This window comes from Parvibaculum sp. (assembly GCF_046297875.1).
GTDB lineage: Bacteria > Pseudomonadota > Alphaproteobacteria > Parvibaculales > Parvibaculaceae > Parvibaculum.
The window spans coordinates 45,453-67,625 of record NZ_JBKBHD010000002.1; the positions used below are offsets into that span (position 1 = coordinate 45,453).

The 22,173-nt window shown below is 63.5% G+C and carries 21 protein-coding genes; 5 read left to right on the plus strand and 16 right to left on the minus strand.

The window, feature by feature from the left end; all coding sequences use genetic code 11:
* Nucleotides 1-4: 4 nt before the first annotated feature.
* The 3 genes from ACK4FH_RS14820 to ACK4FH_RS14830 form a co-directional block, all read right to left on the minus strand.
* Nucleotides 5-1,135: an acyl-CoA dehydrogenase family protein gene (locus ACK4FH_RS14820; RefSeq protein WP_409815440.1), complete on the minus strand. Its 1,131-nt coding sequence runs from the start codon at nt 1,133-1,135 to the stop codon at nt 5-7.
* Between the two features lie 44 nt (nt 1,136-1,179).
* A complete protein-coding gene (locus ACK4FH_RS14825; RefSeq protein WP_409815441.1) occupies nt 1,180-2,367 on the minus strand; it encodes an acyl-CoA dehydrogenase family protein in 1,188 nt (395 codons plus the stop codon).
* A 229-nt stretch (nt 2,368-2,596) separates the two neighbouring features.
* A complete protein-coding gene (locus ACK4FH_RS14830; RefSeq protein ID WP_409815443.1) occupies nt 2,597-3,577 on the minus strand; it encodes a nicotinate-nucleotide--dimethylbenzimidazole phosphoribosyltransferase in 981 nt (326 codons plus the stop codon).
* Nucleotides 3,578-3,812: 235 nt separating this feature from the next.
* Between ACK4FH_RS14830 and ACK4FH_RS14835 the strand changes: the two genes are divergently transcribed.
* Nucleotides 3,813-4,061: a DUF1289 domain-containing protein gene (locus ACK4FH_RS14835; RefSeq protein WP_409815445.1), complete on the plus strand. Its 249-nt coding sequence runs from the start codon at nt 3,813-3,815 to the stop codon at nt 4,059-4,061.
* 412 nt (nt 4,062-4,473) lie between these two features.
* Here the strand turns inward: ACK4FH_RS14835 and ACK4FH_RS14840 are convergent, their stop codons facing one another.
* Nucleotides 4,474-4,692, minus strand: a complete 219-nt coding sequence (locus ACK4FH_RS14840; protein ID WP_409815448.1) for an alkylphosphonate utilization protein — start codon at nt 4,690-4,692, stop codon at nt 4,474-4,476.
* Between the two features lie 69 nt (nt 4,693-4,761).
* On the minus strand, nt 4,762-5,658 hold the full coding sequence (gene cobA, locus ACK4FH_RS14845; RefSeq protein WP_409815451.1) for a uroporphyrinogen-III C-methyltransferase: 897 nt from the start codon (nt 5,656-5,658) through the stop codon (nt 4,762-4,764).
* Nucleotides 5,659-5,793: 135 nt separating this feature from the next.
* On the opposite strand from cobA, the gene ACK4FH_RS14850 reads away from it, so the two are divergent.
* From ACK4FH_RS14850 to ACK4FH_RS14860, 3 genes are all read left to right on the plus strand, one after another.
* Entirely contained in the window at nt 5,794-6,492 is a 699-nt protein-coding gene (locus tag ACK4FH_RS14850; RefSeq protein WP_409815454.1) for a TIGR02281 family clan AA aspartic protease, read from the plus strand.
* A gap of 113 nt (nt 6,493-6,605) precedes the next feature.
* A complete protein-coding gene (locus ACK4FH_RS14855; protein ID WP_409815457.1) occupies nt 6,606-8,105 on the plus strand; it encodes a phosphomannomutase/phosphoglucomutase in 1,500 nt (499 codons plus the stop codon).
* Between the two features lie 4 nt (nt 8,106-8,109).
* Nucleotides 8,110-9,213 (plus strand): phospholipase, encoded by a 1,104-nt coding sequence (locus ACK4FH_RS14860; RefSeq protein WP_409815459.1) that lies wholly within the window; start codon nt 8,110-8,112, stop codon nt 9,211-9,213.
* A 3-nt stretch (nt 9,214-9,216) separates the two neighbouring features.
* Here ACK4FH_RS14860 and ACK4FH_RS14865 read toward each other — a convergent pair whose 3' ends face one another.
* The 7 genes from ACK4FH_RS14865 to ACK4FH_RS14895 form a co-directional block, all read right to left on the minus strand.
* Entirely contained in the window at nt 9,217-10,050 is an 834-nt protein-coding gene (locus ACK4FH_RS14865) for a sulfite exporter TauE/SafE family protein (protein WP_409815460.1), read from the minus strand.
* Nucleotides 10,051-10,064: 14 nt separating this feature from the next.
* On the minus strand, nt 10,065-11,060 hold the full coding sequence (gene dusA / locus ACK4FH_RS14870; protein ID WP_409815462.1) for a tRNA dihydrouridine(20/20a) synthase DusA: 996 nt from the start codon (nt 11,058-11,060) through the stop codon (nt 10,065-10,067).
* Nucleotides 11,061-11,169: 109 nt separating this feature from the next.
* The gene (locus ACK4FH_RS14875; RefSeq protein WP_409815464.1) at nt 11,170-12,366 is read right to left on the minus strand and encodes an LLM class flavin-dependent oxidoreductase; all 1,197 of its coding nucleotides are present in this window, start codon (nt 12,364-12,366) and stop codon (nt 11,170-11,172) included.
* A 171-nt stretch (nt 12,367-12,537) separates the two neighbouring features.
* On the minus strand, nt 12,538-14,019 hold the full coding sequence (locus tag ACK4FH_RS14880; protein WP_409815467.1) for a flavin-containing monooxygenase: 1,482 nt from the start codon (nt 14,017-14,019) through the stop codon (nt 12,538-12,540).
* A gap of 172 nt (nt 14,020-14,191) precedes the next feature.
* Nucleotides 14,192-14,830: an OmpW/AlkL family protein gene (locus tag ACK4FH_RS14885; RefSeq protein WP_409815469.1), complete on the minus strand. Its 639-nt coding sequence runs from the start codon at nt 14,828-14,830 to the stop codon at nt 14,192-14,194.
* 136 nt (nt 14,831-14,966) lie between these two features.
* Nucleotides 14,967-16,322, minus strand: coding sequence for a membrane-bound lytic murein transglycosylase MltF (gene mltF, locus ACK4FH_RS14890; RefSeq protein WP_409815471.1), 1,356 nt, complete (start codon nt 16,320-16,322; stop codon nt 14,967-14,969).
* A 134-nt stretch (nt 16,323-16,456) separates the two neighbouring features.
* Nucleotides 16,457-16,900, minus strand: coding sequence for a MarR family winged helix-turn-helix transcriptional regulator (locus ACK4FH_RS14895; protein ID WP_409815473.1), 444 nt, complete (start codon nt 16,898-16,900; stop codon nt 16,457-16,459).
* A 122-nt stretch (nt 16,901-17,022) separates the two neighbouring features.
* Between ACK4FH_RS14895 and ACK4FH_RS14900 the strand changes: the two genes are divergently transcribed.
* Nucleotides 17,023-17,673, plus strand: a complete 651-nt coding sequence (locus ACK4FH_RS14900) for a glutathione S-transferase family protein (RefSeq protein WP_409815475.1) — start codon at nt 17,023-17,025, stop codon at nt 17,671-17,673.
* Between the two features lie 87 nt (nt 17,674-17,760).
* Here ACK4FH_RS14900 and ACK4FH_RS14905 read toward each other — a convergent pair whose 3' ends face one another.
* From ACK4FH_RS14905 to ACK4FH_RS14920, 4 genes are all read right to left on the minus strand, one after another.
* The gene (locus ACK4FH_RS14905) at nt 17,761-18,990 is read right to left on the minus strand and encodes an acyl-CoA dehydrogenase family protein (RefSeq protein ID WP_409815476.1); all 1,230 of its coding nucleotides are present in this window, start codon (nt 18,988-18,990) and stop codon (nt 17,761-17,763) included.
* Nucleotides 18,991-19,014: 24 nt separating this feature from the next.
* Nucleotides 19,015-20,142 carry an acyl-CoA dehydrogenase family protein gene (locus ACK4FH_RS14910; RefSeq protein WP_409815479.1) on the minus strand — a complete coding sequence of 376 codons (1,128 nt, stop codon included), beginning with the start codon at nt 20,140-20,142 and terminating at the stop codon, nt 19,015-19,017.
* Nucleotides 20,143-20,340: 198 nt separating this feature from the next.
* The gene (locus tag ACK4FH_RS14915) at nt 20,341-21,612 is read right to left on the minus strand and encodes a serine hydrolase domain-containing protein (RefSeq protein WP_409815481.1); all 1,272 of its coding nucleotides are present in this window, start codon (nt 21,610-21,612) and stop codon (nt 20,341-20,343) included.
* A 37-nt stretch (nt 21,613-21,649) separates the two neighbouring features.
* Nucleotides 21,650-22,150 carry a MarR family winged helix-turn-helix transcriptional regulator gene (locus tag ACK4FH_RS14920; protein WP_409815483.1) on the minus strand — a complete coding sequence of 167 codons (501 nt, stop codon included), beginning with the start codon at nt 22,148-22,150 and terminating at the stop codon, nt 21,650-21,652.
* Nucleotides 22,151-22,173 lie beyond the last annotated feature (23 nt).

Genomic DNA, 22,173 nt, shown 5'->3' on the forward strand with positions numbered 1-22,173 from the left:
CAACTTACGCGGCTTCCGAGTAGCGCTTCAGCTGGTAGTCGACATTGCCGAACTGGGTGTCGATCATGGTCAGGCGCTTGAAGTAGTGGCCGACATTGAGCTCGTCGGTCATGCCCATGCCGCCATGAAGCTGCACGGCCTGCTGGCCGACGAAACGGCCGGCCTTGCCGATCTGCACCTTGGCGCCGGCAGCGGCGCGGGTGCGCTCGGCGTCGTTTTCGTCGAGCTTCAGGTTCACCATGTAGGTCATGGAGACGGACTGTTCATAGGCCATGAACATGTCGACCATTCGGTGCTGCAGCACCTGGAACTTGCCGATCGGCACGCCGAACTGCTTGCGCGTCTTGCAGTATTCGACGGTGGCGGTGTTCAGCTCCTTCATGCAGCCGATAGCTTCGGCCGAGAGGGCGGCAATCGCCTGATCGGTGATCTTCTCGACGAGGGGCAGACCCTTGCCTTCGGCGCCGATCAGCGCATCCGCATCGACCTTCACGTTCTCGAATGTGATTTCCGAGGCACGGCGGCCATCGACCGTCGGATAGTCGCGCGTGGACACGCCCGTTGCCGACTTGTCGACGATGAACACCGAAACGCCGTCACGGTCGCGCTGGCCTCCCGAGGTGCGGGCCGTCACGATGAGCTTCTGCGCCCAGGGCGCGCCGAGCACGACGGCCTTGTAGCCGTTGATGACGTAGCCCGAGCCATCCTTCTTCGCCGTCGTCGTGAGATCGGCGAGGTTGTAGCGGCCCTGCGGTTCGGCATAGGCGAAGGCCCAGACCGTTTCGCCGCCGATGATGCCGGGAATATGCGCTTCCTGCTGCGCGGCCGAGCCGCCTTCACGCAGGAAACCGCCGGCGATCACCACCGTCTCGACATAGGGCTCGATGACGAGGTGGCGGCCGAACTCTTCCATGACGATCATGGTTTCGATCGGACCGCCGCCGAGACCGCCCATCTCTTCGGAGAAGGGCGCGGCGAGCAGGCCAAGCTCGGCGAACTGCGCCCAGATTTCCGGACGCCAGCCATCGGCCGACTTCGCAACCTTGCGGCGCGTATCGAAGTCATATTTGTCGCTGAGCAGGCTCTGCACGGTATTGCGGAGCAGGGTCTGCTCTTCGGTGAACGAAAAATCCATCTCTTCCGACCTTCCCCTGTTGGTGTTCTTTTTGTGCCCGAACCTTAAAGGCCGAGCACCATTTTCGCGATGATGTTGTGCTGAATCTCGTTCGATCCGCCATAGATCGAGGTCTTGCGCATGTTGAAGTAATCCTGCGCAACGCCCTGCGACCCTTCGGGGCCGGGGATGAACTCGTTGCCGGTGACTTCGAGGCGCGGCGCCTGAACGAGCGCGTAGTTGCCGACGGCTTCGACGGCAAGCTCGGTGATGCGCTGCTGGATTTCCGTGCCCTTGATCTTGAGGATCGAGGCTTCAGGTCCGGGGCCACGCCCCTTGCTTTCGGCGGCGAGCGTGCGCAGCTCCGTCACTTCGAGAGCCGAGAGATCGATCTCGACTTCGGCGACCTTGCGGGAGAACTCGTCCGTCTTCATCAGCGGCGTGCCGTCGACCAGCTCGGCAGTGGCGAGCTTCTTCAGGCGTTCGATCGCCTTCTTGGAGCGCGCGACGCCTGCAATGCCCGAGCGTTCGTTGCCGAGCAGGAACTTCGCATAGGTCCAGCCCTTGTTTTCCTCGCCGATGAGGTTTTCGGCCGGCACCTTCACGTCTTCGAGGAAGACTTCGTTCACTTCATGCGAGCCGTCCATCGTGATGATGGGGCGGACCGTGATGCCCGGCGTCTTCATGTCGATCAGGAGGAAGGAAATGCCTTCCTGCTGCTTGGCCTCCGGATCGGTGCGGACGAGGCAGAACATCCAGTCGGCATGCTGGGCCAGCGTCGTCCAGGTCTTGGAGCCATTGACGATGTAGTGATCGCCTTCGCGGACAGCCTTGGTGCGCAGGCTCGCAAGGTCCGAGCCCGAACCGGGCTCCGAATAGCCCTGGCACCACCAGTCGTCGCCCGAGAGGATGCCCGGCAGGAAGCGCTTCTTCTGTTCTTCATTGCCGAAGGTGTAGATGACGGGGCCGACCATCGAGAGGCCGAAGGGCAGAAGCGGCGTCGTCTCGGCGCGCGCATTCTCCTCGTTCCAGATATAGCGCTGCGTGATCGTCCAGCCGGTGCCGCCATATTCGACCGGCCAATGCGGCACGACCCAGCCCTTCTTGTAGAGTACGCGGTGCCACTTCAGGATGTCGTCCTTCGACATCTCGCCGCGGCGAGCGCCCTTCAGCTCGTGGGGATAATTGTTGGCGATGAACTCGCGCACTTCGTCGCGGAAGGCGAGCTCGTCGGGGGAGAAGCGCATATCCATGGGTCAACCTCCATAGCGGCAGTCGCGCGAGCGGGCGATACCACCGCGCTGTCCTGCCGGATTACCATTGCACTGGCCCGGTGCCGCCCCGAGCGGTTTACCCGCCAATCCCGCGTCCTGAAGCCTTTTATTTTGGCGGTGATAATAGTGCCAAGCGTCTGCGTTGCAAGGGCACCCTCATATAAGCAACGAACGGGGCGCTGAACGGATTTGAACGGCGCCGCCGTATTCAAAGCATGTCCCGCGTGACGGTCCCACCATGCACCGCGAGGGCCGATTTCACGAGGCCGAGGGCGAGTGCTGCGCCCGCCCCTTCCTCGAGCCGGATGCCGGTTTCGATGAGCGGCCGCTTGCCGATGGCGGCGAGAAGACGCGCATGGGCCGGGTCGCCCGAGGCGTGGGCAGCGAGGCAATGGTCGATTGCGGAGGGCTTCAGCTTCCAGAGAAGCGCGGCCGCCGCGCAGGTGACGAATCCATCGAGCAGGACCGGGATGCGCTGGTAGCGCGCGGCGAGGATGGCGCCTGCAATCGCCGCGAGTTCGCGCGAGCCAAGACGGCGCAGCGCCTCCAGCGGGTCGGCGAAATGACCGTCATGGGTGGCGAGCGCCCTGGTGGCCGCTTCATTGGCGAAAGGAGACCCATCGGACCAGTCTTCCGCGCGGCCACCAAAAAGGGCCGCCATGAGCGCCGCGGCGGCGATGCGCCCGCCCGCGCCCGCCGCGCCGAGGCAGAGGAGATCCGTGCCGCCCGCGATTGCCTCCATGCCGAAGGCCATGGTCGCGGCGCAGCCTGCTTCGGACAGCGCCTCGCGGTCACGGATGTCGGGCACCGGCATGTCGAGCGCGAGGTCGAAGACCTTGAGGCCCGCTTCCGCGCCGAGGGCAAGCTGGTTCACCGGGGCGCCGCCCGCGGCATAAAGCTCGACAAGGCGGTGTGTTGCATTGGGTTCCGCACCCGGCATGGCGCGGCCGAGTTCGCTGGTGCCCGCGAAGATCGCGATGAGCGGGCGGGAAATGGCGGGTTTCGTCATTCCGGCCCAGGCGGCCATCCATTCGGCGATTTCGGCGAGGCGGCCAAGCGCGCCGGGGGCGACCGCGAGTGCCGCGGTGCGGGCGGCAGCGGCCTCGCGCGCCTCCGCATCTTCGGGCGGCAGGCCCTCCAGAAGGTTCCTGATATCGTCGAATGGCAGGCCGGTTGCCGCGCGGGACATTGACGCCTCGGTTCTCGCGTGAAAGGAAGTGACGGCTCTATATACTCTTGTGCGAGTGGAGAGAACCCCGGGTAATCCGAGACGCACGTTACTGCAGCTTTACTTGATTGCCCTCAAACGCCGGGCGCGCCCATCCAGGCGCTCGACTTGCGCGCCTAGCGGCGCGGCGGGCGGTCGCCCTTGCCGTTTTCGGTAAACCGAAAACGGTAATCAATGTCCGATAGCAAGGTTTTCCATGAGTGTTTCCCAGTCCATCAAAAGCCCCTGCCTTCGCGTCTGCGCCGTGGACGGGCGAGCGAATGCCTGCCGGGGCTGCGGGCGGTCGCTCAAGGAAATCGCCAATTGGGGTGCGATGAGCGAGGCCGAACGCGACGATGTGCTGCAGCTCCTGCCCGCGCGGATCGAGGCGCTGGGCGAGCGGGCGAGCAACCGCGACGAGGCGCTCACAAAGATTGCCGATCTGCTCGGCGACCGGGCGCACTGAAGCAGCCGCTCGGGCCGAAGCCTTTACGGGTTTGCCAAGGGAAGGTGCGCGGGGCGCATCGAACTCGGCCGCACATGTTTACATGTGCATGTCATGTGGGAGCGGCTTCGTTCCGCCCCGCGCGTTGCGGCGCTCCCTTTGGAGGAGACTCCCGGGGGCCGGGCTCTGGATCGCCCTTTCCGCAGGACCGCAACCCCACTCCACACATCAGGCCAGTCCGGACGCGCCTTCCCATGAAGCGGGTGCGATTAATATGGGGGCGGATTCAGGGGCGGGGATAAGTTTTTTTCGGAAGGAAAAAAGACGTGGATGGCCCGGACCAGCCGGGCCATGACGGTTTGGGTTGATGATGAGGGTGCGGCCCTGGACCCCCCGGGTCAAGCCCGGGGGTGACATGCTGAGGAATGGTGCGTCAGGCCTTCTTCAGGAATTCGGTCTTGAGGACGACGCCCTTCACTTGTGGGGTGTTGCACTCGATATTGGCCGGGTCGCCGGTCAGGCGGATATTCTTGATGAGGGTGCCGCGCTTCAGTGTGACGGATGTACCTTTGACCTTGAGGTCCTTGATGACGGTGACGCTATCGCCATCGGCGAGAATGTTTCCGTTGCTGTCCTTCGTTTCATCCGACATTCGGCTGCCCTTCCTTCCGGCGTTGAAGGTCCTCTTTAGGCAGCGGGAGGGAGAAGCGCAAAATCGTGCCTAGACCGCGTCTTCAATGCCGCGGAGGTTCAGCGGGTCGCGTTTCAGGATGCGGCCTTCGAGGGCGCCGAGCCAGTCGAGGCCTTCGCGGAGTTTCACGACATCGCCGATGACGATGATGGCCGGGGCCCTCAAGTCCGCGCGGGCGACGTCTTCCGCCGCATTGCCGAGCGTCGTTTCGAGGACCGACTGGTCCTTCAGCGTGGCGTTGCGGACGAGGGCGACGGGCTCATCGGCGCGGCGGCCATTTTCGATCAGGAGTTTCGAGATCGCGCCGAGATGCGACATCGCCATGTAGAGGACGATGACGGGCGAGCCCTTCGCGATCGATGGCCAGTCGAGATTTTCCGGCACGTCGCCGCCCGCCATATGGCCGGTGACGAAGGTGACGGCGTGGTTCACATCGCGGTGCGTGACCGGGATGCCGGCATAGCCGAGGCCGCCAATGCCCGCCGTGACGCCCGGCACGAGGCGGAACGGGATGCCTGCATCGACAAGCGCCAGAGCCTCCTCGCCGCCGCGGCCGAAGACGAAAGGGTCGCCGCCCTTGAGGCGCAACACACGTTTGCCGGCGCGGGCGAGCTCCACCAGACGGGCGGAAATATCGCGCTGCTTCGGGCTCGGCTTGCCGCCGCGCTTGCCGGAATATTCGAGCGTGGCGCGCGGGTTTGCGAATTGCAGGACGGTTTCATCCACCAGCGCGTCATAGACGACGATATCGGCCTGGCGGAGCGCGTTCAGCGCATGAAGCGTGAGGAGGCCCGGATCGCCCGGCCCGGCGCCGACGAGCCAGACCCAGCCCGGCTCGAAATCCGGCAGGCCAAGACGCGACGCAGCCTCCACCGCACCTTCCGGTGCGGGGCTGCGACCGAGCGATATGACCTTGCCATCCGTCATTTTACCAAATCTTTTGGTTATTTAATCTCTTCGCCAATCATAACATGTAAATAAGGAGCTGTCGCGCATCTTAAAAGGGGTAAAATCGGCCTGCGCGTTACGCATTTCACACCCTCCTGCGCTAGACTCCCGGCCATGAGACAGAACAATTGGACATGGGCCGCGCTCTTTCTGCTCGGGCTTGCGGCACTCGTGCTTTTCCTGATGAACCGCTTTCCCGACGCGCTGGAAAGCGAAGACAAGCAGATGCGGCTCGTCTACAGCCTGCTGCTGCTGACCTTCGTGGGCGGGAGCCTGATCCTCGGCTGGCGCGAGCGAGCCGGCCTCGCGCTCAAGCAGGCGCTGGCCTGGGTGGCGATCGGGCTGGTGCTTGTGATCGGCTATTCCTACCGCGATGTTTTTTCCGACATGGGGATGCGGGTGCAGTCCGAACTTGTGCCCTCCTCGCCTGTCGAGCGGGAGCCGGGGACGGCCTATCTTTCGCGCGGGATGGGCGGGCATTTCCATGCCGATGCGCTGGTCAACGGAACGCATATCCGCTTTCTCGTGGACACGGGCGCGAGCGATGTGGCGCTGACGCAATCGGACGCGCGACGCCTCGGCATCGATCCGGCAGCACTCAACTACACAATCTCCTACCAGACGGCGAATGGCGTCGTCCGCGGGGCACGGGTGATGCTGGACGAGGTCAGCGTCGGCGCGATCTCGCTCAGGAACGTGCAGGCCTCGGTGACGGAAGGCGACGGACTTGGCGTGTCGCTGCTCGGCATGAGCTTTCTCGGGCGGCTTGGCGCCGTGGAGGTGCGCGGCGAGCGGCTTGTCTTGCGCGAATAGAAGCCTAACTACTGCCGCAATCGGCGCCCAGAAATTCGTGCCTCGACTTATCCCCGCCCCGCTGTTCCGGTATATAACCGCCAGATTCCGGCAATTCCGCCTTCGGAGACCTCATGTCATTCAAGCCCCGCGCCGATCTCAAGCCCAACACGCCCGAATTCGAGAACCTGCCGCTCGTCTCGCCGAACGGCTTTCGCGAATATGATGCGCGGTGGCTCTTCGAGAAGGAAATCAATCTCGTCGGTATTCAGGCGCTGGGGCTCGGGCTCGGCACGCTGATCCATGAAATGGGCGTGAGCCCGCGCATCGCGGTGGGCCATGACTTCCGTTCCTATTCCACCTCGATCAAGCAGGCGCTCATCATCGGGCTGATGAATGCTGGCTGCGAGGTCCACGACATCGGGCTTGCACTTTCGCCCGTTGCCTACTTCTCGCAATTCGCGCTCGATGTGCCCTGCGTCGCGATGGTGACGGCGAGCCACAACGAGAATGGCTGGACGGGCGTGAAGATGGGCGCGCAAAGGCCGCTCACATTCGGGCCGGACGAGATGAGCCGCCTCAAGGAAATCGTGCTCTCCGGCAATGGCAAGCCCCGCGATGGCGGGCGCTATATTCGCGTCGAAGACATGGCGGCGCGCTATATCGCGGACCTTACCGATCGGCCGAAAATAAAACGCAAGCTCCGCGTGGTCGCGGCCTGCGGCAATGGCACGGCGGGCGCCTTTGCGCCGAAGGTTCTCGAAGGCATCGGCGTGGAAGTGATCCCGCTCGATTGCGAGCTCGACTGGACATTCCCGCGCTACAACCCGAACCCGGAAGACATGGAAATGCTCCATGCGCTGCGTGACAAGGTGCTTGAAACAGGCGCCGATGTGGGCCTCGGCTTCGACGGCGATGGCGACCGATGCGGCGTGGTGGACGATACGGGCGAGGAAATCTTCGCCGACAAGGTGGGCGTGATGCTGGCGCGCGACCTTTCCGCGCAACACGCCAATGCGCAATTCGTGGTCGACGTGAAATCGACAGGTCTCTTTCTCACCGACCCCGTTCTGATCGCCAATGGCGCGAAAACGGACTACTGGAAGACGGGCCACTCCTATATCAAGCGGCGCGCGCATGAACTGAAGGCGCTGGTCGGCTTCGAGAAGTCCGGCCACTATTTCTTCAATCCCCCGATCGGGCGCGGCTATGACGACGGGCTCGTCTCGGCCATTGCGATCTGCGACATGCTGGACCGCAATCCGGGAAAGAAGATGTCGGACCTGCGCGAGGCGTTGCCGAAGACATGGGGCTCGCCCACCATGTCGCCCTATTGCGCGGACGAAAAGAAATACGAAGTCGTGGACCGGATGGTGCGGCTCTTCGAGGAAATGGAGACGAAGGGCGAAAAGCTCATCGGCCAGAAGATCCGCGACATCGTGACGGTGAACGGCGTTCGCGTGACGGTGGAAGACGGAACATGGGGCCTTGTGCGCGCCTCGTCCAACAAGCCGGGGCTTGTGATCGTGGTCGAAAGCCCGACATCGGAAGCAAACATGCGCGCCATCTTCGCCGAGATCGACCGGCATCTCTCGGCGCAGCCGGAAGTCGGCGAATACGACCAGAAGATCTGAAGCGGTGTCCGCCACGCCCCAGGAAAAGCTGATCGACGCGATCGATACGCTGCTGCCGGCGTTGCTGCAGGGGATGGACGCGATGTCGTTCATCGCGCGGCATCTGCACCCGCCGCTGCTGCCGTCGCTTGCCGAACAGGCGGCGCCGATTGCAGCGAAGCTGAAGGAGGCGCGGACGCCCTTCGATGCCGTCGAATGGCCGGAGGAGCTTCGCGCTTTCGCTGTCCATGTGCGCGAGGCGACGGACGAGACGGAAGCGGCCTTCGAGGGGCTGCGCGCGGCGGCGGACGACCGTGAGGCATCGGCATCGGGCGGGCCGGTCTTCGCGGCCTATCGCGCGCTCCGCCACGGGCCTCGCGCCATGGAAGCGCTCTACCCCGTTTCGGCGATGCTGGCACCGGTCAGCCGCTTCTTCCTCGACGACGATGCACGCAACGATGCGGTGCTGATCGGGCGGCTGACGGAAGGCGCGGCGCGCGCGAATACCGGCGTGCATCACTTCGGCAATGCAAAGGGAGACCGCGGCGGCTTTTCGCTTTATGTGCCGGAGACCTATGACGGCACCGGAGCGCTGCCGCTCATCGTCGCGTGCCATGGCGGCAGCGGGCATGGGCGCGGTTTCCTGTGGAGCTGGCTCAGGACGGCGCGTTCGCGCGGCTGCCTGCTGCTCTCGCCGACCTCTCTCGATGCGACATGGTCGCTGATGGAGCCGGAAACGGACGGGGCGAGCCTTGCGCGGATGATGGCGCATGTGCGCGGGACGTGGCGCGCGGACGAGAGCCGCATTCTCCTCACCGGCATGAGCGATGGCGGCACCTTTACCTATCTTGCGGGGCTTGCGGGCGGGCCCTTCACGCATCTCGCGCCCGTTTCCGCCGCCTGGCACCCGATGCTGATGGGAATGGCGAGCCCTTCGCGGATTGGGGGGCTGCCGGTCTACATCACGCATGGCGCGCTCGACTGGATGTTTGCCGCCGACATGGCGCGGCTTGCCTATGCCGAACTCTCGGCGGCGGGGGCGAATGTCACCTACCGTGAAATCGCTGATCTCTCGCATACCTATCCGTCGGAAGAGAATGCGCGGATCGCGGACTGGTTTCTCGGCTGAGGGTCAGCCGAAGAGCCGGTAGAACATCTGGAAGGATGTCAGCACAAGGAAGAATGCGAAGGCGCGGATGAGCGCCTTCTGGCTGATGGCGTGGGCCAGAGCGGCGCCCCAGGGCGCGGCGAGCACCGAGAGCGGCGCGATGAGCGCCATGCCGACAAGGTTCACATAGCCGAGGCTCAAAGGCGGCAGGGCCGGATCGTTCCAGCCCGCCCAGACGAAGCCGATAACGGCAGGCACCGCGATGAGCACGCCGAGGCCGGAAGATGTGGCCACCGCCTCCCGCGCGTCCTTGCCGTAAAGTGTCATGAAGCTGACGGCAAATGTGCCGCCGCCGATACCCATGAGTGCGGAGAGGACGCCGATGACGCTGGCGACGGAATATTGCGCGGGCATGCCCGGCAGTTTGGTGCCGAGGCGCCAGCTCTCCTTGCCGAAAGCGAGATTGGCGGCGACGAGAAGCGCGATGGTGGCGAAGACGGCGGTGAGAACATCGCCGCTGACCCAGGCTGCGATCAGCGTGCCGCAGACGACGCCGACCAGAATGGGCAATGCCCATGAACGCAGCATCTCCCAATCGACCGCACCCTTTTTCGCGTGCGCGCGGACGGAGCGGATGGAGGTCAGCACGATGGTGCCGAGCGATGTGCCGACGGCGAGATGCATGCGCACCGCCTCGTCGATGCCGAGCAGCGTGAAGACGTGATAGAGCACCGGCACAATGACGATGCCGCCGCCGACGCCGAGGAGGCCGGCCAGCACACCCGCGACAAGCCCTGTGACGATGAGGCCCGCCGCGAAGGGCGCGAGTTCGATGAGCGACATGGATTCGATGGGCATGGAGCGGCGGTTCTCTATTGGGCGGCGGCGGCCGCAGGAAGGCTTGAGACTTTCTGCATGGCCTCGCGGATGACTTCGATTCCGGCGCCGGCGCGGGGCGCATTTTCCGATATGTGACGGCGGAAGGCGCGCGCACCGGGCTGGCGCTGAAAGAGGCCCAGTATATGGCGGGTCATGGCGTGCAGATGCGTGCCTTGCGCGAGTTCCCGCTCGACATAAGGCAGGAAGGCTTCCAGCACATCATGGCGCGAGAGCGGCGCGGCGGCTTCGCCATAGAAGCGTGCATCCACCTCTGCCAGAACATACGGGTTCTGATAGGCGGCGCGGCCGAGCATGGCGCCATCGACATGGGCGAGGTGATCCGCCGCTTCGTCGAGCGTCGCAATCCCGCCATTGATGATGATTTCCATCTCCGGCATCGACTGCTTCAGGCGATAGACCAGCGGATAATCAAGCGGCGGGATGTCGCGGTTCTCCTTCGGCGAGAGACCCTCGAGCCAAGCCTTGCGCGCATGGACGATGAGCGTTTCGCAGCCCGCCTCGCGGACAGCGCGCGCCATCGCCGGGAGCGCCTCTTCCGGTTCCTGCTCATCGACGCCGATGCGGCACTTCACGGTGACCGGAACGGATACGGCCCCGCGCATCGCCTCGACGCAGCGCGCCACGAGATCCGGCTCGCGCATCAGGCAGGCACCGAAGCGGCCGGACTGCACGCGGTCGGACGGGCAGCCGACATTGAGGTTCACCTCGTCATAGCCAAAGCCTTCCGCGATCCGCGCGGCCTCGGCGAGATCGGCTGGCTCCGAGCCGCCAATCTGCACGGCGACGGGATGTTCCGATGCGTCGAAGCCGAGAAGACGCTGGCGATCCCCATGCAGCACGGCGCCCGTCGTCACCATCTCCGTATAGAGAAAGGCGCGGCGCGAAATGAGGCGTAGGAAGAACCGGTCGTGACGATCGGTCCAGTCCATCATGGGCGCGACGGAGATGGTGGCGCGACTTGCGTTCACAGGCTCTGTCCAAGGATGCGAACCGCCCGGCACGGCCGGGCGGTTGCTTTGGGTCACAGACGGGTTTTAGCCCGGGGGCACCTGAAAATGCAAAACGGCCTTGAGGCGACTACTCACCCGCCTTCTTCTGCGCCTTGGCCGCGCGTTCGTCGGCGTGTTTCTGGATCATGGCGCCGGCGGCCTGCATGGCCTGACCCATGAAATTCGCGCCGTTCTCCGTCACCCATTCGTAGGAGGCCTGACGGCTTTCATTGGCGCGCTTGAACACGGGCGCGATATGCTCGGCCCAGAGGCGATAGGAATTCACCGTCGCGTCCCAAGGCGCCCAGTTATGCGCAAGCTGGAGGAAGGCGCCGAACTGGCCCTGCTTGGCCTGAAGCCGCTTGATCTGTTCGATCGCATCATCCGGCGTACCGATCACGGCCTGACCGCTTGCGATCATCGCATCGACAGGGTCCATGCCTTCAGGCAGCGGCGGCGCGAGCGGATTGAGATTGGCGAAATATTCGCGCCACTTGTGAAGCCCCCATTCGACATTCTTGCGGGCCTGTTCGCGGCTTTCGGCAATATGCACCGGACCGACGAGGCGCAGCTTGCCGCGGTCCATCACCTGCCCGTTCTCGGCGGCGATTTCGCGGGCGATCTGCCAGTTGGTCGAAAGTGCATCGAAGCCATCGGCATTGGTCGCGGCGACGCAGAGCATGCCGAGGCCATATTTGCCGGCGGCGCGACCGCCCGACGGGCTTACCGCGCTTGCGACGCAGATTTCGGGATGCGGATGCGAATAGGGAGTGAGATGCGCGCGAGCATTGACGAGGTTGTACCAGTCGGTCTTTTCGGTCACGACCTCGCCATTGAAGAGGCGCATGATGACGAGCAGACCCTCGAGCATGCGGTCGCGCTGCGTCATCGGGTCGATGCCGAGCATCATCGCATCGGACGGCAGCAGGCCGGGGCCGACGCCGAACATCACGCGGCCGCGCGTCATGTGATCGAGCTGGAGGATGCGGTTCGCCGTCATCAGCGGATTGTGATAGGGCAGCGAGACGACGCCGGTGCCGAGCTTGATGCGTCTGGTGCGTTCGGCGGCGGCGGCAATGAAGAGTTCGGGGCTAGAGATGATTTCAAACCCTGCCGAATGATGCTCACCAATCCAGGCCTCTTCATAGCCGAAGCGGTCGAGATGCTCGATCAGTTCGAGGTCGCGCTGGAGCGCTTCCGTCGGGTCGCGATCGGTCGGATGGAACGGCGCCATGAAGATGCCGTTGCGCATGGGCACGAAGTCCCGGTCATTCGCTGCAGTCATCTGGAGTTTCCCCGTATTGCCGGCCGTTTTTTTTGCGGCCGCTGTCGTTGCATTCAAAAGCGATGACCGATCATCGCCCCTGAAATGCGCAGAGTCGAGACTGCCCGAACAAATCTGCTCGAACGCCAGCCTGCCGTTGAGGAAATCAGCTTGCCTTGAAGGTCTCGCGTCTCAACGTCCGACGAGAGAAAACTCATCGAAATCCGGGTGGCGCATTTCCCACCAGTATTTGGCGGTGAAGCTCGACCAGTTGTTGGTCACGCGGCCATCCGCCGTCTTGTACCAGCTCGAGCAACCGGCAGCCCAGACGGTCTTCTGCATGTCCTGCTGGAGGTTACGGTTGAATGCTTCCATCGCGGCGGGCTTCACATCGAGATAGCGCAGGCGATCCTTTACGATCGTTTCGATGCACTGGGAAATGTAGTTCACCTGGCATTCGAGCATGAAGATGATCGAGTTGTGACCGAGATTGGTGTTCGGTCCGTAGAGCATGAAGAAATTGGGGAAGCCTGCGACGGCGACGCCGCGATGCGCCTCTGCGCCGCGCGCCCACACGGCATTGAGATCGGCATGGCCGCGGCCCGTAACCTTCATCGGCGCGAGAAAGTCCGTCGATTCGAAGCCGGTCGCACAGATGATGACATCGGCGGGATACGAGACACCGTCTTCCGTCACCACGGCGTTCTCCGTCACCCTGGCGATGCGGCTTGTCTCGACATGGACATTGTCGCGGGCGAGCGCGGGATACCAGTCATTGGTGAGCAGGATACGCTTGCAGCCAGCCGGATAATCGGGCGTCAGCTTCTTGCGGAGTTCGGGATCCTTGATATGGGTTTCGAGTTCCTTCAGCGCCGCCTTCTCGAAGAGCTTGCCGAAGAAGCTGCCCTGCACGAAGGCAAGGTAGTTCCGCTCCAGCATCAGATATGTCCACCAACGCTGCAGGCGGACGAGCGCGGGCACGGCGCGAAAGAGATTCTTCTCCCATTCGCGAAAGGGACGGTCGGGCTTCGGCACGCACCAGTTCGGCGTGCGCTGGAAGATGGTGAGATGCCCCACCTTCGGCGCGATTTCCGGCACGAACTGGATGGCACTTGCGCCATTGCCGATGACGGCGACGCGCTTGCCTGCGATACCGACCGAGTGATCCCAGCGCGCGGAGTGGAAAGCCGCGCCCCTGAAGGTCTCAAGCCCTTCGATCTTCGGGAAGGCGGGACGGTTCAACTGGCCGACGCCCGAGACGACGGCATTGGCCGTAAATTCCTCGCCCGAAACCGAGCGGATGCGCCAGAGGCCCCGAGCCTCGTCGAAATGGGCTTCCGCGATCTCCGTGTTGAAGCGGATATGCGGCAGGAGCTTGTATTTGCGCGCCACGCCTTCGAAGTAGTCGACGATTTCCGGCTGGGGCGCGAATTTGCGGCTCCAGTCCGGCTTCGGCTCGAAGGAATAGGAATAGAGCATGGAGGGCACATCGCAGCCCGAGCCCGGATAGGTATTGTCGCGCCAGGTGCCGCCGACGCTTGCCGCCTTTTCATAGATGGTAAAGGGGATGCCCGCCTTTTGCAGGCTGATCGCCATGGCAAGTCCGCCCGCGCCTGCGCCCAGAATGGCGACGCTGAAGGCCAATCCCGCCTGCGGCTTTACACTCTCGCTCACGCTCACTCTCCCCGGTCGGCAGTCTATTGGTATTTCAGCGGCAAAAGAGGCTAGCAGGCCCCGAATTGCCTAGGGTGTTTGCCCTATCTGCTACACCAAATGACGGCCGGGCTCAATTGGCCCCGGCGCCGGGAGAAGCGGGCGGGCCGGCGCTCGGCCCGCCCTGCCCTTGTCAGAAACGGTAGCCGACACCGACACCGAAGAGCCAAGGATCGAGATCGACCTTGGCGTTGATCGCGCCGCCGTTGATCGACACGTCGGTGGAGAGGAAAATCTTCTTCACGTCGAAGTTCACATACCAGCGATCGGCAACCGCATAGTCGACACCGGCCTGCAAGGCCCAGCCGAAGCTGTTGTCGTAGTCGATGCTGGTAACGGCGCCGCCCGGTGCATCTTCATTGTAGAAGACGGTGTAGTTCACGCCCGCACCGACATAGGGGCTCAGGCGCTCCTTCGGCATGAAGTGATATTGCAGCGTCAGCGTCGGCGGCAGGAGGCTCACCTTGCCGAGATCGATGCCGGTCGGCGTGTGCGATACCTTGTGGCGCGTCGTGCCGGCAATGAGTTCCAGCGCGATGTTGTCGGTGAGGAAATAGGTGAAATCGATTTCCGGTACGACGTCATTCGACACATTCACATCGCCGCCCAGCACGGTGACGGAGGCGCTTTCGTCCGGCACCACCCAGAGGGCGCGCGCACGGACCATGATGTCGCCTGCCGATTTGCCCGTGAAATCCGCATGGGCGGGAGCCGCCGCCAGCAAGGCTGCAGCGACCGCGACGCCTGCGCTCAGTTTCCGCTCGATTTTCATTTGGTGTTTCTCCGGTTCGATGCGCCGAGCCCCGTCGGCGGCGCGCTACCGGATTACTTTCCGCCTAATATCCATAATTTGAGAGTGGTCATTCGGTCGCAGGCCGCGCGCGAAATGTCGCAGTTTTTACAGGGGCTTATGTCCCAGCGCCGCCGTCAAGTATGTGCATATAGGTGCGGACCTGCTGGACAAAATGGACCGCCTGCCCGCCCCGTGCCCGGCCGTGGCGGAGGCTTTCGGCATAGTTGGCATTGTTGAGCAGGGGCAAAACCTGGCGCAGATCCGCCCAGCTATCCCGGTCGCGGCCGAGGCGGGTGGCAAGGGCACGTGCGTCATAGACATGGCCGAGGCCGAGATTGTAGGCGGCGAGCGCGAACCATGTGCGATCCGGCTCCTCGACACTGACCGGGATACGGCTTTTCAGGTCGGCAAGATAACGTGCAGCGGCGTTGATGCTTTCATGGGCGTCAAGACGATCCTGGACACCTAGCTCGCGCGCCGTCTGCTGCGTCAGCATCATGAAGCCGCGCACGCCTGTGGGGCTCACGGCATCGGGGCGCCAATGCGACTCCTGATAGGCGATGGCGGCGAGCAATTGCCAGGGCAATCCATTGTCGCGAGCGGCACGGCGAATGACCTTTTCATAGTCCGGCAGGCGCTCTTCAACGGCGCGGCGGAAGGCGCGGATGTCGACATAGTCGAAACGCGGCAGGAACCCGAAGAAACGCCTTTCCAGTGCGGCGAATGTGCCGGACTTCTTCATGCCCGCCAGCCAGAGGCGCATGGGCTCGGCGAGGTCTTCCGAACCTGGCGCCAGAAGCCATGCAAATGGCATTTCGCCCGATATGGCAAAGGCCTCCGCGATTTCGGGGTGATAGGGGTTGGCCACGCGCAGCAGGATGGAGTCGAGCACGACGCAGTCGAGACGGGCTTCCGATATGCGGCTCAGAAGCTCCTCCGCCGACTGATTTTCAATCGACGGGCGCACGCCATCCACGCCCTCGAGCGCGGCGAGCAGGGCTTCCGCCGCCGGTGTGCCTGCCGAGGCGGCGACGGAGAGCCCTTTCAGACCGGCGGGCGCCTTCGGGCGCGGCAGATCGCGGCGGCAGGCGACAAGCTGGCGAACCCGCTCATACTCACCGCCGACCGCGAAGGCCTCCCTGCGGGCCGGAGTGAGGCCGAGCCCGGCCGCGGCGATGTGGCCCTTACGGGCCGCGAGCGCCTTCATCACGTCCTTCTCGGTGTCGTAGAGACGGAATTCGACAGTGACATCGAGCGATCTGGCGAGGCGCTGCATCGCCTCATATTCGAAGCCGGTCAGACCATCTATACCGTCGTAATAGGTCGTCGGTGCCTCGCGCGTCAGCACGACGAGACGGCCCGCTTCGCGAATATTCTCAAGACCCTGCGGCACAGGCGGCACATAGACATAGAGATAGATGAAGTGATTGACGCCGAAGAGTGCCAGCAGAACGGGAACGACCCAGGGCAAACGGCTGCTGCCACGGGGCAGCAAGCGCCGCAGCGAGCTTCCCATCTTTGCAATGAATTGAAGCAAACAGCCCCGCCGCTCGATGTTCCCGACGGCGCAGATTAGCACAAATCGGGCACGACAGGATCAGCCGGTCACGCGATAGCGCTAAGCCCTGCGCGCAGCGCATCGGGGTCGCCGCCGATTTCCTTTTCGAGCGCGGCGTGCTCGCTTTTCCACACTGGCACGGCTGCGCGCAGCACCTTGCGGCCTTCAGCGGTCAGGATCAGTTTGCGGCTGCGCCTGTCTTCAGGGTCCACCTCGATCGAGATCAGGCCCTGACGTTCGAGCGGCTTCAAATTCGCCGTCAGCGTCGAACGGTCCATTGCAAGGAACTTCGCGACCGGGCCCATCGCCACCGGCTCGCGCCGGTTCAGCACGTTCAGCAGTGAGAACTGCCCACTGGTGATGCCATAGGGACGCAGCGCATCGTCGAAACGGCGGGCGAGCGCGCGGGCGGCGCGCTGCGCATGCAGGCAAAGGCAGTGATCGCGAATATGGATCGTCGCCTCGGCAAGGTCGTTTTCTTTTCTGGTCATGTCCGTCGCCCGCCAGATTATTGTTGATATCAAACTTTATGTATTATATTGATATCAAAACATTACTGCAAGCGGCGCGTTGTCGCCCCCCTGCGCAGGACCAGACCAACAGGAGCATGAGCATGAGGACCTTCAGTTCGTTCGAATGGGTGCCGGATTTCGCTCGCGGTCACGTGAAGGAGTTCCGCGTACGCTGGGCGCTGGAGGAAGCGGGCCTTCCTTACGAGGAGTTGTGCATCTCGCAGGACGACAAGGTCACGCCCGCATATCTGCAGAAGCAGCCTTTCGCGCAGGTGCCCTGCTACGAAGACGGCGAGGTCTCGATGTTCGAGTCCGGTGCGATCCTGCTCCATCTCGCGGAAAAGTCGGAAGTGCTGATGCCGCGCGATGCACAAGGCCGCGCGCGGACCATGAGCTGGGTCTTCGCGGCGCTGAACTCGGTGGAACCTGCAGTGTCCGCTGTCACGCATATCGACCTTTTCTTCAAGGATGAGGAATGGGCGAAACTCCGCCGCCCGGGTGCGGTGGAATTTCTCCAACATCGTCTGCGGCAACTCGCCGGATGGCTTGGCGACCGCGATTGGCTCGAAGACCGCTTCACCGCTGGCGACCTGATGATGACGACGGTGCTCCGCGAAGTGCGGCAAGAAGATGTACTCGCCCAGTTCCCGACCTTGCGCGCCTATCGCGCGCGCTGCGAGGCGCGCCCCGCCTTCCAGAAGGCGATGCGCGACCACCTCGCGCTTTACGCCAATGCCGACGCGGCGGCGTGAAGAAATCACTCGACACAAAGAGAAAGGCCGGATCTTCCGATCCGGCCTTTTGCTTTTCGTCAGAAGGAAAGTCCTACATTCCCTTCTTTATTTTCCTTTGGGTGCCTGATTGAACGGCAGATCCTTGTCCACGCGGACATCGCCCGGAAGCCCGAGCACGCGCTCGGCGACGATGTTGCGGAGGATTTCGTCCGTGCCGCCCGCGATGCGGTAGCCGGCCGCGCCGATCCACTGTTCGGTATAGGCGCCGTCGGCCGGCGAGAGCTTGCGGTCGCGGATGACGCCGCCCATGTCCTGCAGGTCCATGCCGAAGGAGCCGAGATCCTGCATCTTCTTCGCGGCGACGATCTTGGAGATCGACGATTCCGGCCCGGGCGTCTCACCTTTCGACAGAGCGGTGAGCGTGCGGAAGCGGGTGAACTTCAGTCCCTGCGCCTGCACATACCAGTCGGCAATGCGCTCGCGCACACCGCCATGGCGGATCGCCGGTTCGCCCGCGATGGTCACGTCGCGCGCCAGCTCGATGAGATCGTCCGTATCGGCATTGCCCTGAGAGCCGCCAACCGCGAGACGCTCGTTCATCAGCGTGGTAAGCGCGACCTTCCAGCCGTCGCCGACATTGCCGAGACGCTGGCTGTCCTTCACGCGGAGATTGGTGAAGAAGACTTCGTTGAACTCGGCGCCGCCCGACATCTGCTTGATCGGACGCACTTCCACGGCCGGGTCCTTCATGTCGATCCAGAACATGGTGAGGCCCTTGTGCTTGGGCACATTGGGGTCGGTGCGGACGAGCAGGATGCCGTAGTCGCAGAAATGGGCGCCCGACGTCCAGACCTTCTGGCCGTTGATGACCCATTCGTCGCCATCCTTCTCAGCCTTGGTACGCAGGCCTGCGACGTCCGAGCCGCCAGCGGGTTCGGAGAAAAGCTGGCACCAGATCTCGTCGCCGCGCACGGCGGGAGCGACGAAGCGCTTCTTCGCTTCTTCGGAGCCCCAGGCCATCACGGTCGGAATGCACATGCCGAGACCGATGGCGAAGATGCCGCCGGGCACGAGATAGTTCGCCTCTTCCTGGCCGTAGATCACGTTGTGGATGGTGGTGCCGCCACCGCCGCCCCACTCCTTCGGCCAGGTGATGCAGGCATAGCCGGCTTCGGCCTTCTTCGCCTGCCAGGCTTTCGACTGGGCGATCATTTCCTTGAGGTCGCGCGGCAGCTCAGCGCCCTTCGCGTCGGCCTTGCGGGTTGCGTTCTTGTCGAGCCACGCGCGCACCTGCTGGCGGTAGGCGGCTTCTTCCGGTGTATCGTTGAAATCCATTTTCGTTTCTCCCGAATGTCCTGATTAGGCCGCGTTCTTCGCTTCAAGGCGCGAGACGAGTTTTTCCTTCCACTGGATCGGCGCGCCGATCGTGAGGGCAAGGAGTTTCGCGCGGCGATAATGGAACTGGCAGTCGGATTCCCATGTGTAGCCAATGCCGCCATGCGTCTGGATATTTTCCTGCGCAGCAAAGACATAGGCGTCCGAGCCGGCAATGCGAGAGGCTGCGGCAGCTTCGGTGAGTTCGGCACCCTCGTCGTTGAGCATCATGGCGCCGAAATAGGCGTTCGACTTCGCGAGTTCCTTCTTCACATACATGTCGGCGAGCTTGTGCTTGATCGCCTGATAAGAGCCGATCTGGCGGCCGAAGGCATAGCGCTCCAGCGCATAGTCGCGCGCCATTTCAAGCGCCGCTTCTGTACCGCCCACCTGTTCGAAGGCAAAGAGCACCGCCGCGCCGTCCAGCACGCGCGAAAGCTGCGACCAGCCTTCACCCTGCTTGTCACCGAGAATTTCGGCGGGCGCATCCTTCAGCGTCAGCGTGACGTGCTGGCGCGAAGGGTCGATGGTGCGGACAGGCTCGGACGAGACGCCGCCGGCCTTGAGATCGACGATGGCGAGCGAAATCGCCTGCTCGCCGGAGCCGCCGGTGTTGACCGCCACGATGGCGACCGAGGCCGCGGCACCATCGGCAACGGGCTGCTTCACGCCGTTCACCTTGCCGCCCGCAAACTTCGTTTCGATGTTGCGCGGGTTGGCGGCGTGGAGACCTTCGGAAACGGCGACCGTGCCGATGATTTCGCCAGCGGCGAGCTTCGGCAGCCATGCTTCTTTCTGTTTCTGCGTTCCGAAAAGCTTGATCGCCTCGGCCGCGAGATAGATCGAGGACGAGAAAGGAACGGGCGCGGCGGAGCGGCCAAGCTCTTCCGCGATCACGCAAAGCTCAAGCGCCCCGAGGCCGAGACCGCCGAACTCTTCCGGGATCGCGGTGCCGGTGAGACCCATCTCGACAAGGCCCTTCCAGACCTCTTCGGCATAGGCCTCTTCCTTTTCGAGCACACGGCGCGTCACCGTCATCGGGCTCTTGTCCGAGAGGAACTTGCGCACCTGCTCCTTCAGCATTTTCTGGTCGTCGGAAAAATCGAAATTCATGATGTCTCCCTTTATGCCTTTCGGGCGTAAGTCATGCGTTTCTCGGGGCGCATCGGCGGCCCGGGCACGTTGTTTGGCGCGCATTCTCCCTACATTGAGGGCATATGAAAAGGGCCATGCAATTGACGCCGCGTCGGCTTGGGATGTGGCGGCGCCGCCCGGCCGAATCCCCGCCCATATGCGGGGTTTCAGTGTGAATTACGATGATTTCGGGCTTTCGGATCGCCGCCGTCGTACTATCAGGATTGCAGCCGCAATGAGGATCACGGCCCAGCCCGCAAGCAGCGCGAACCCGGCCAAAGGGATCATCGCGTCGAGTGCCCGCATATCCACGCGGCCGGTGTGCCAATAGACCCATTCGCCGCCCAGCGTTGCCGCGAGGTCAGGATTGCCGGTCGCGAGCATGATGATGCCGTCGCCGGTTTCCGGATCAAGCCGGGCGGTGGTTTCTATTGCCGGGAAGTTCATGCCGTCATGGCCAATGATGAAGCCGCCGCCCGGCGCTTCGGCATAGAGCATGACGCCGAGCCCCCAGATGGGCACACCATATTGCGAGGCATGGGGCGCTGACATGGCGGCTGCGAGGGCGGGCGGCAGAAGGCTGCGGCCTGAGCCCTGCATATGCGCTTCCAGGAAACGGATGAGGTCAGCGGCACTTGCATGCAGCGATGCGGCGGCGGGCGCGGCGAAGTCGCGATAGGCGCAGGGCTCACCCGCCTCATCGAAACAGGGGGCAAGCCCGGCCCTCTCCGCATCCGCCGGATCGAAAGTCGCCCCCGACATGCCAAGCGGCTCGAAAACCTCACGCCTCATATATTGGCCGAACGGTTCACCCGAGATTTCCTCGATCAGAAGCTCAAGCAGCGCATAGCCGCCGCCCGAGTAGCTCCAGGTGCTGCCGGGTGCGAGGCCAACGCGGGTCCGCCCATCGGCGCCGGGCATGGGGTCTGCCGCCTCTGTAAGCGATGCCTCGAGCGTCTGAACAGGTGTGCCCGGCTCGAAGCCGAGATAGCCGAGGCCATCCGTCAGGCCGGCGGTATGAGACAGCAGCCGCCGCGCGGTGACGCCCTGCGTTCCATATTCGCTTTCAGGAAGCTGCCAGCGCGTCAGGTAGCGCGACACGGGTGCATCGAGGTCGAGCTTTCCATCGGCGGCCAGTTTCATTACGCCGAGCGCTGTCGCCCATTTGCTGAGCGAGGCAAGCTGAAACAGCGTGTCGCGGGTAACGGGCTCGCCGGCGGAAACATAATGTTCACCGAAGATATCGCCCTTTTCGATCAGCACGAAGGCGACCGCGCCCTGCTCCGCCGCGTCGATTGCCTCAATCGAAGTCGAGAAGAACGATGCCACATCTCCGTGCGGAGCGGAGCCGGCGCGCCACCAGCCCTGGGTGGTGCCGGCGAAAAGAAGCGCGGCCCAAAGCGCCATCGCCAGCAAGGTAGACAGAAATAGAATCGAGAGCCTGCGCATAGGCGATGGTTGCCGATTGCGCGGCGCGCCTCAAGCCTCAACGGGCGGCGGCGCGGTCGCTTCGTGGCGCCTGCTCCTGTCCCTGTTCGGCTGCTTCAAGGTTATCCTTGATGCGGCGAAGCATGGCGAGAAAGGCTTGGTATTCCTCGGGTGTGAACCCTTCGAGCGCCACGTCGAACATGGCGAAGGCCGCGCCCCAAAGGGGATCGTAGAGGCGTTCGATGGCATCGGTGAGATAAACGCGGCGGACGCGGCGGTCGGCCGGGTCCGGGCGGCGCTCGACAAGGCCAACTTCCTCCATCCGGTCGATGGTGCGGCCAAGTGGCGCCTTTTCCATCATCACGAGGTCGGCAATCTCGGTCTGGGTTAGCCCGTCGTGCTGGCGCAACGCGGCAAGGACGCGGGACTGGGGCACGGTAATGCCCGTGCCGGAGGCCTGCAAATGCCGGTCCCAGGCGCGCTGGAAGAGCCGGTACACATCGCGGTGCAGCCAGCCAAAGTCCTGATCTGGGCTCGCCTTTGCCTTTCCGGCGGACATGAAACGCCTTTCCTGAATCCTCT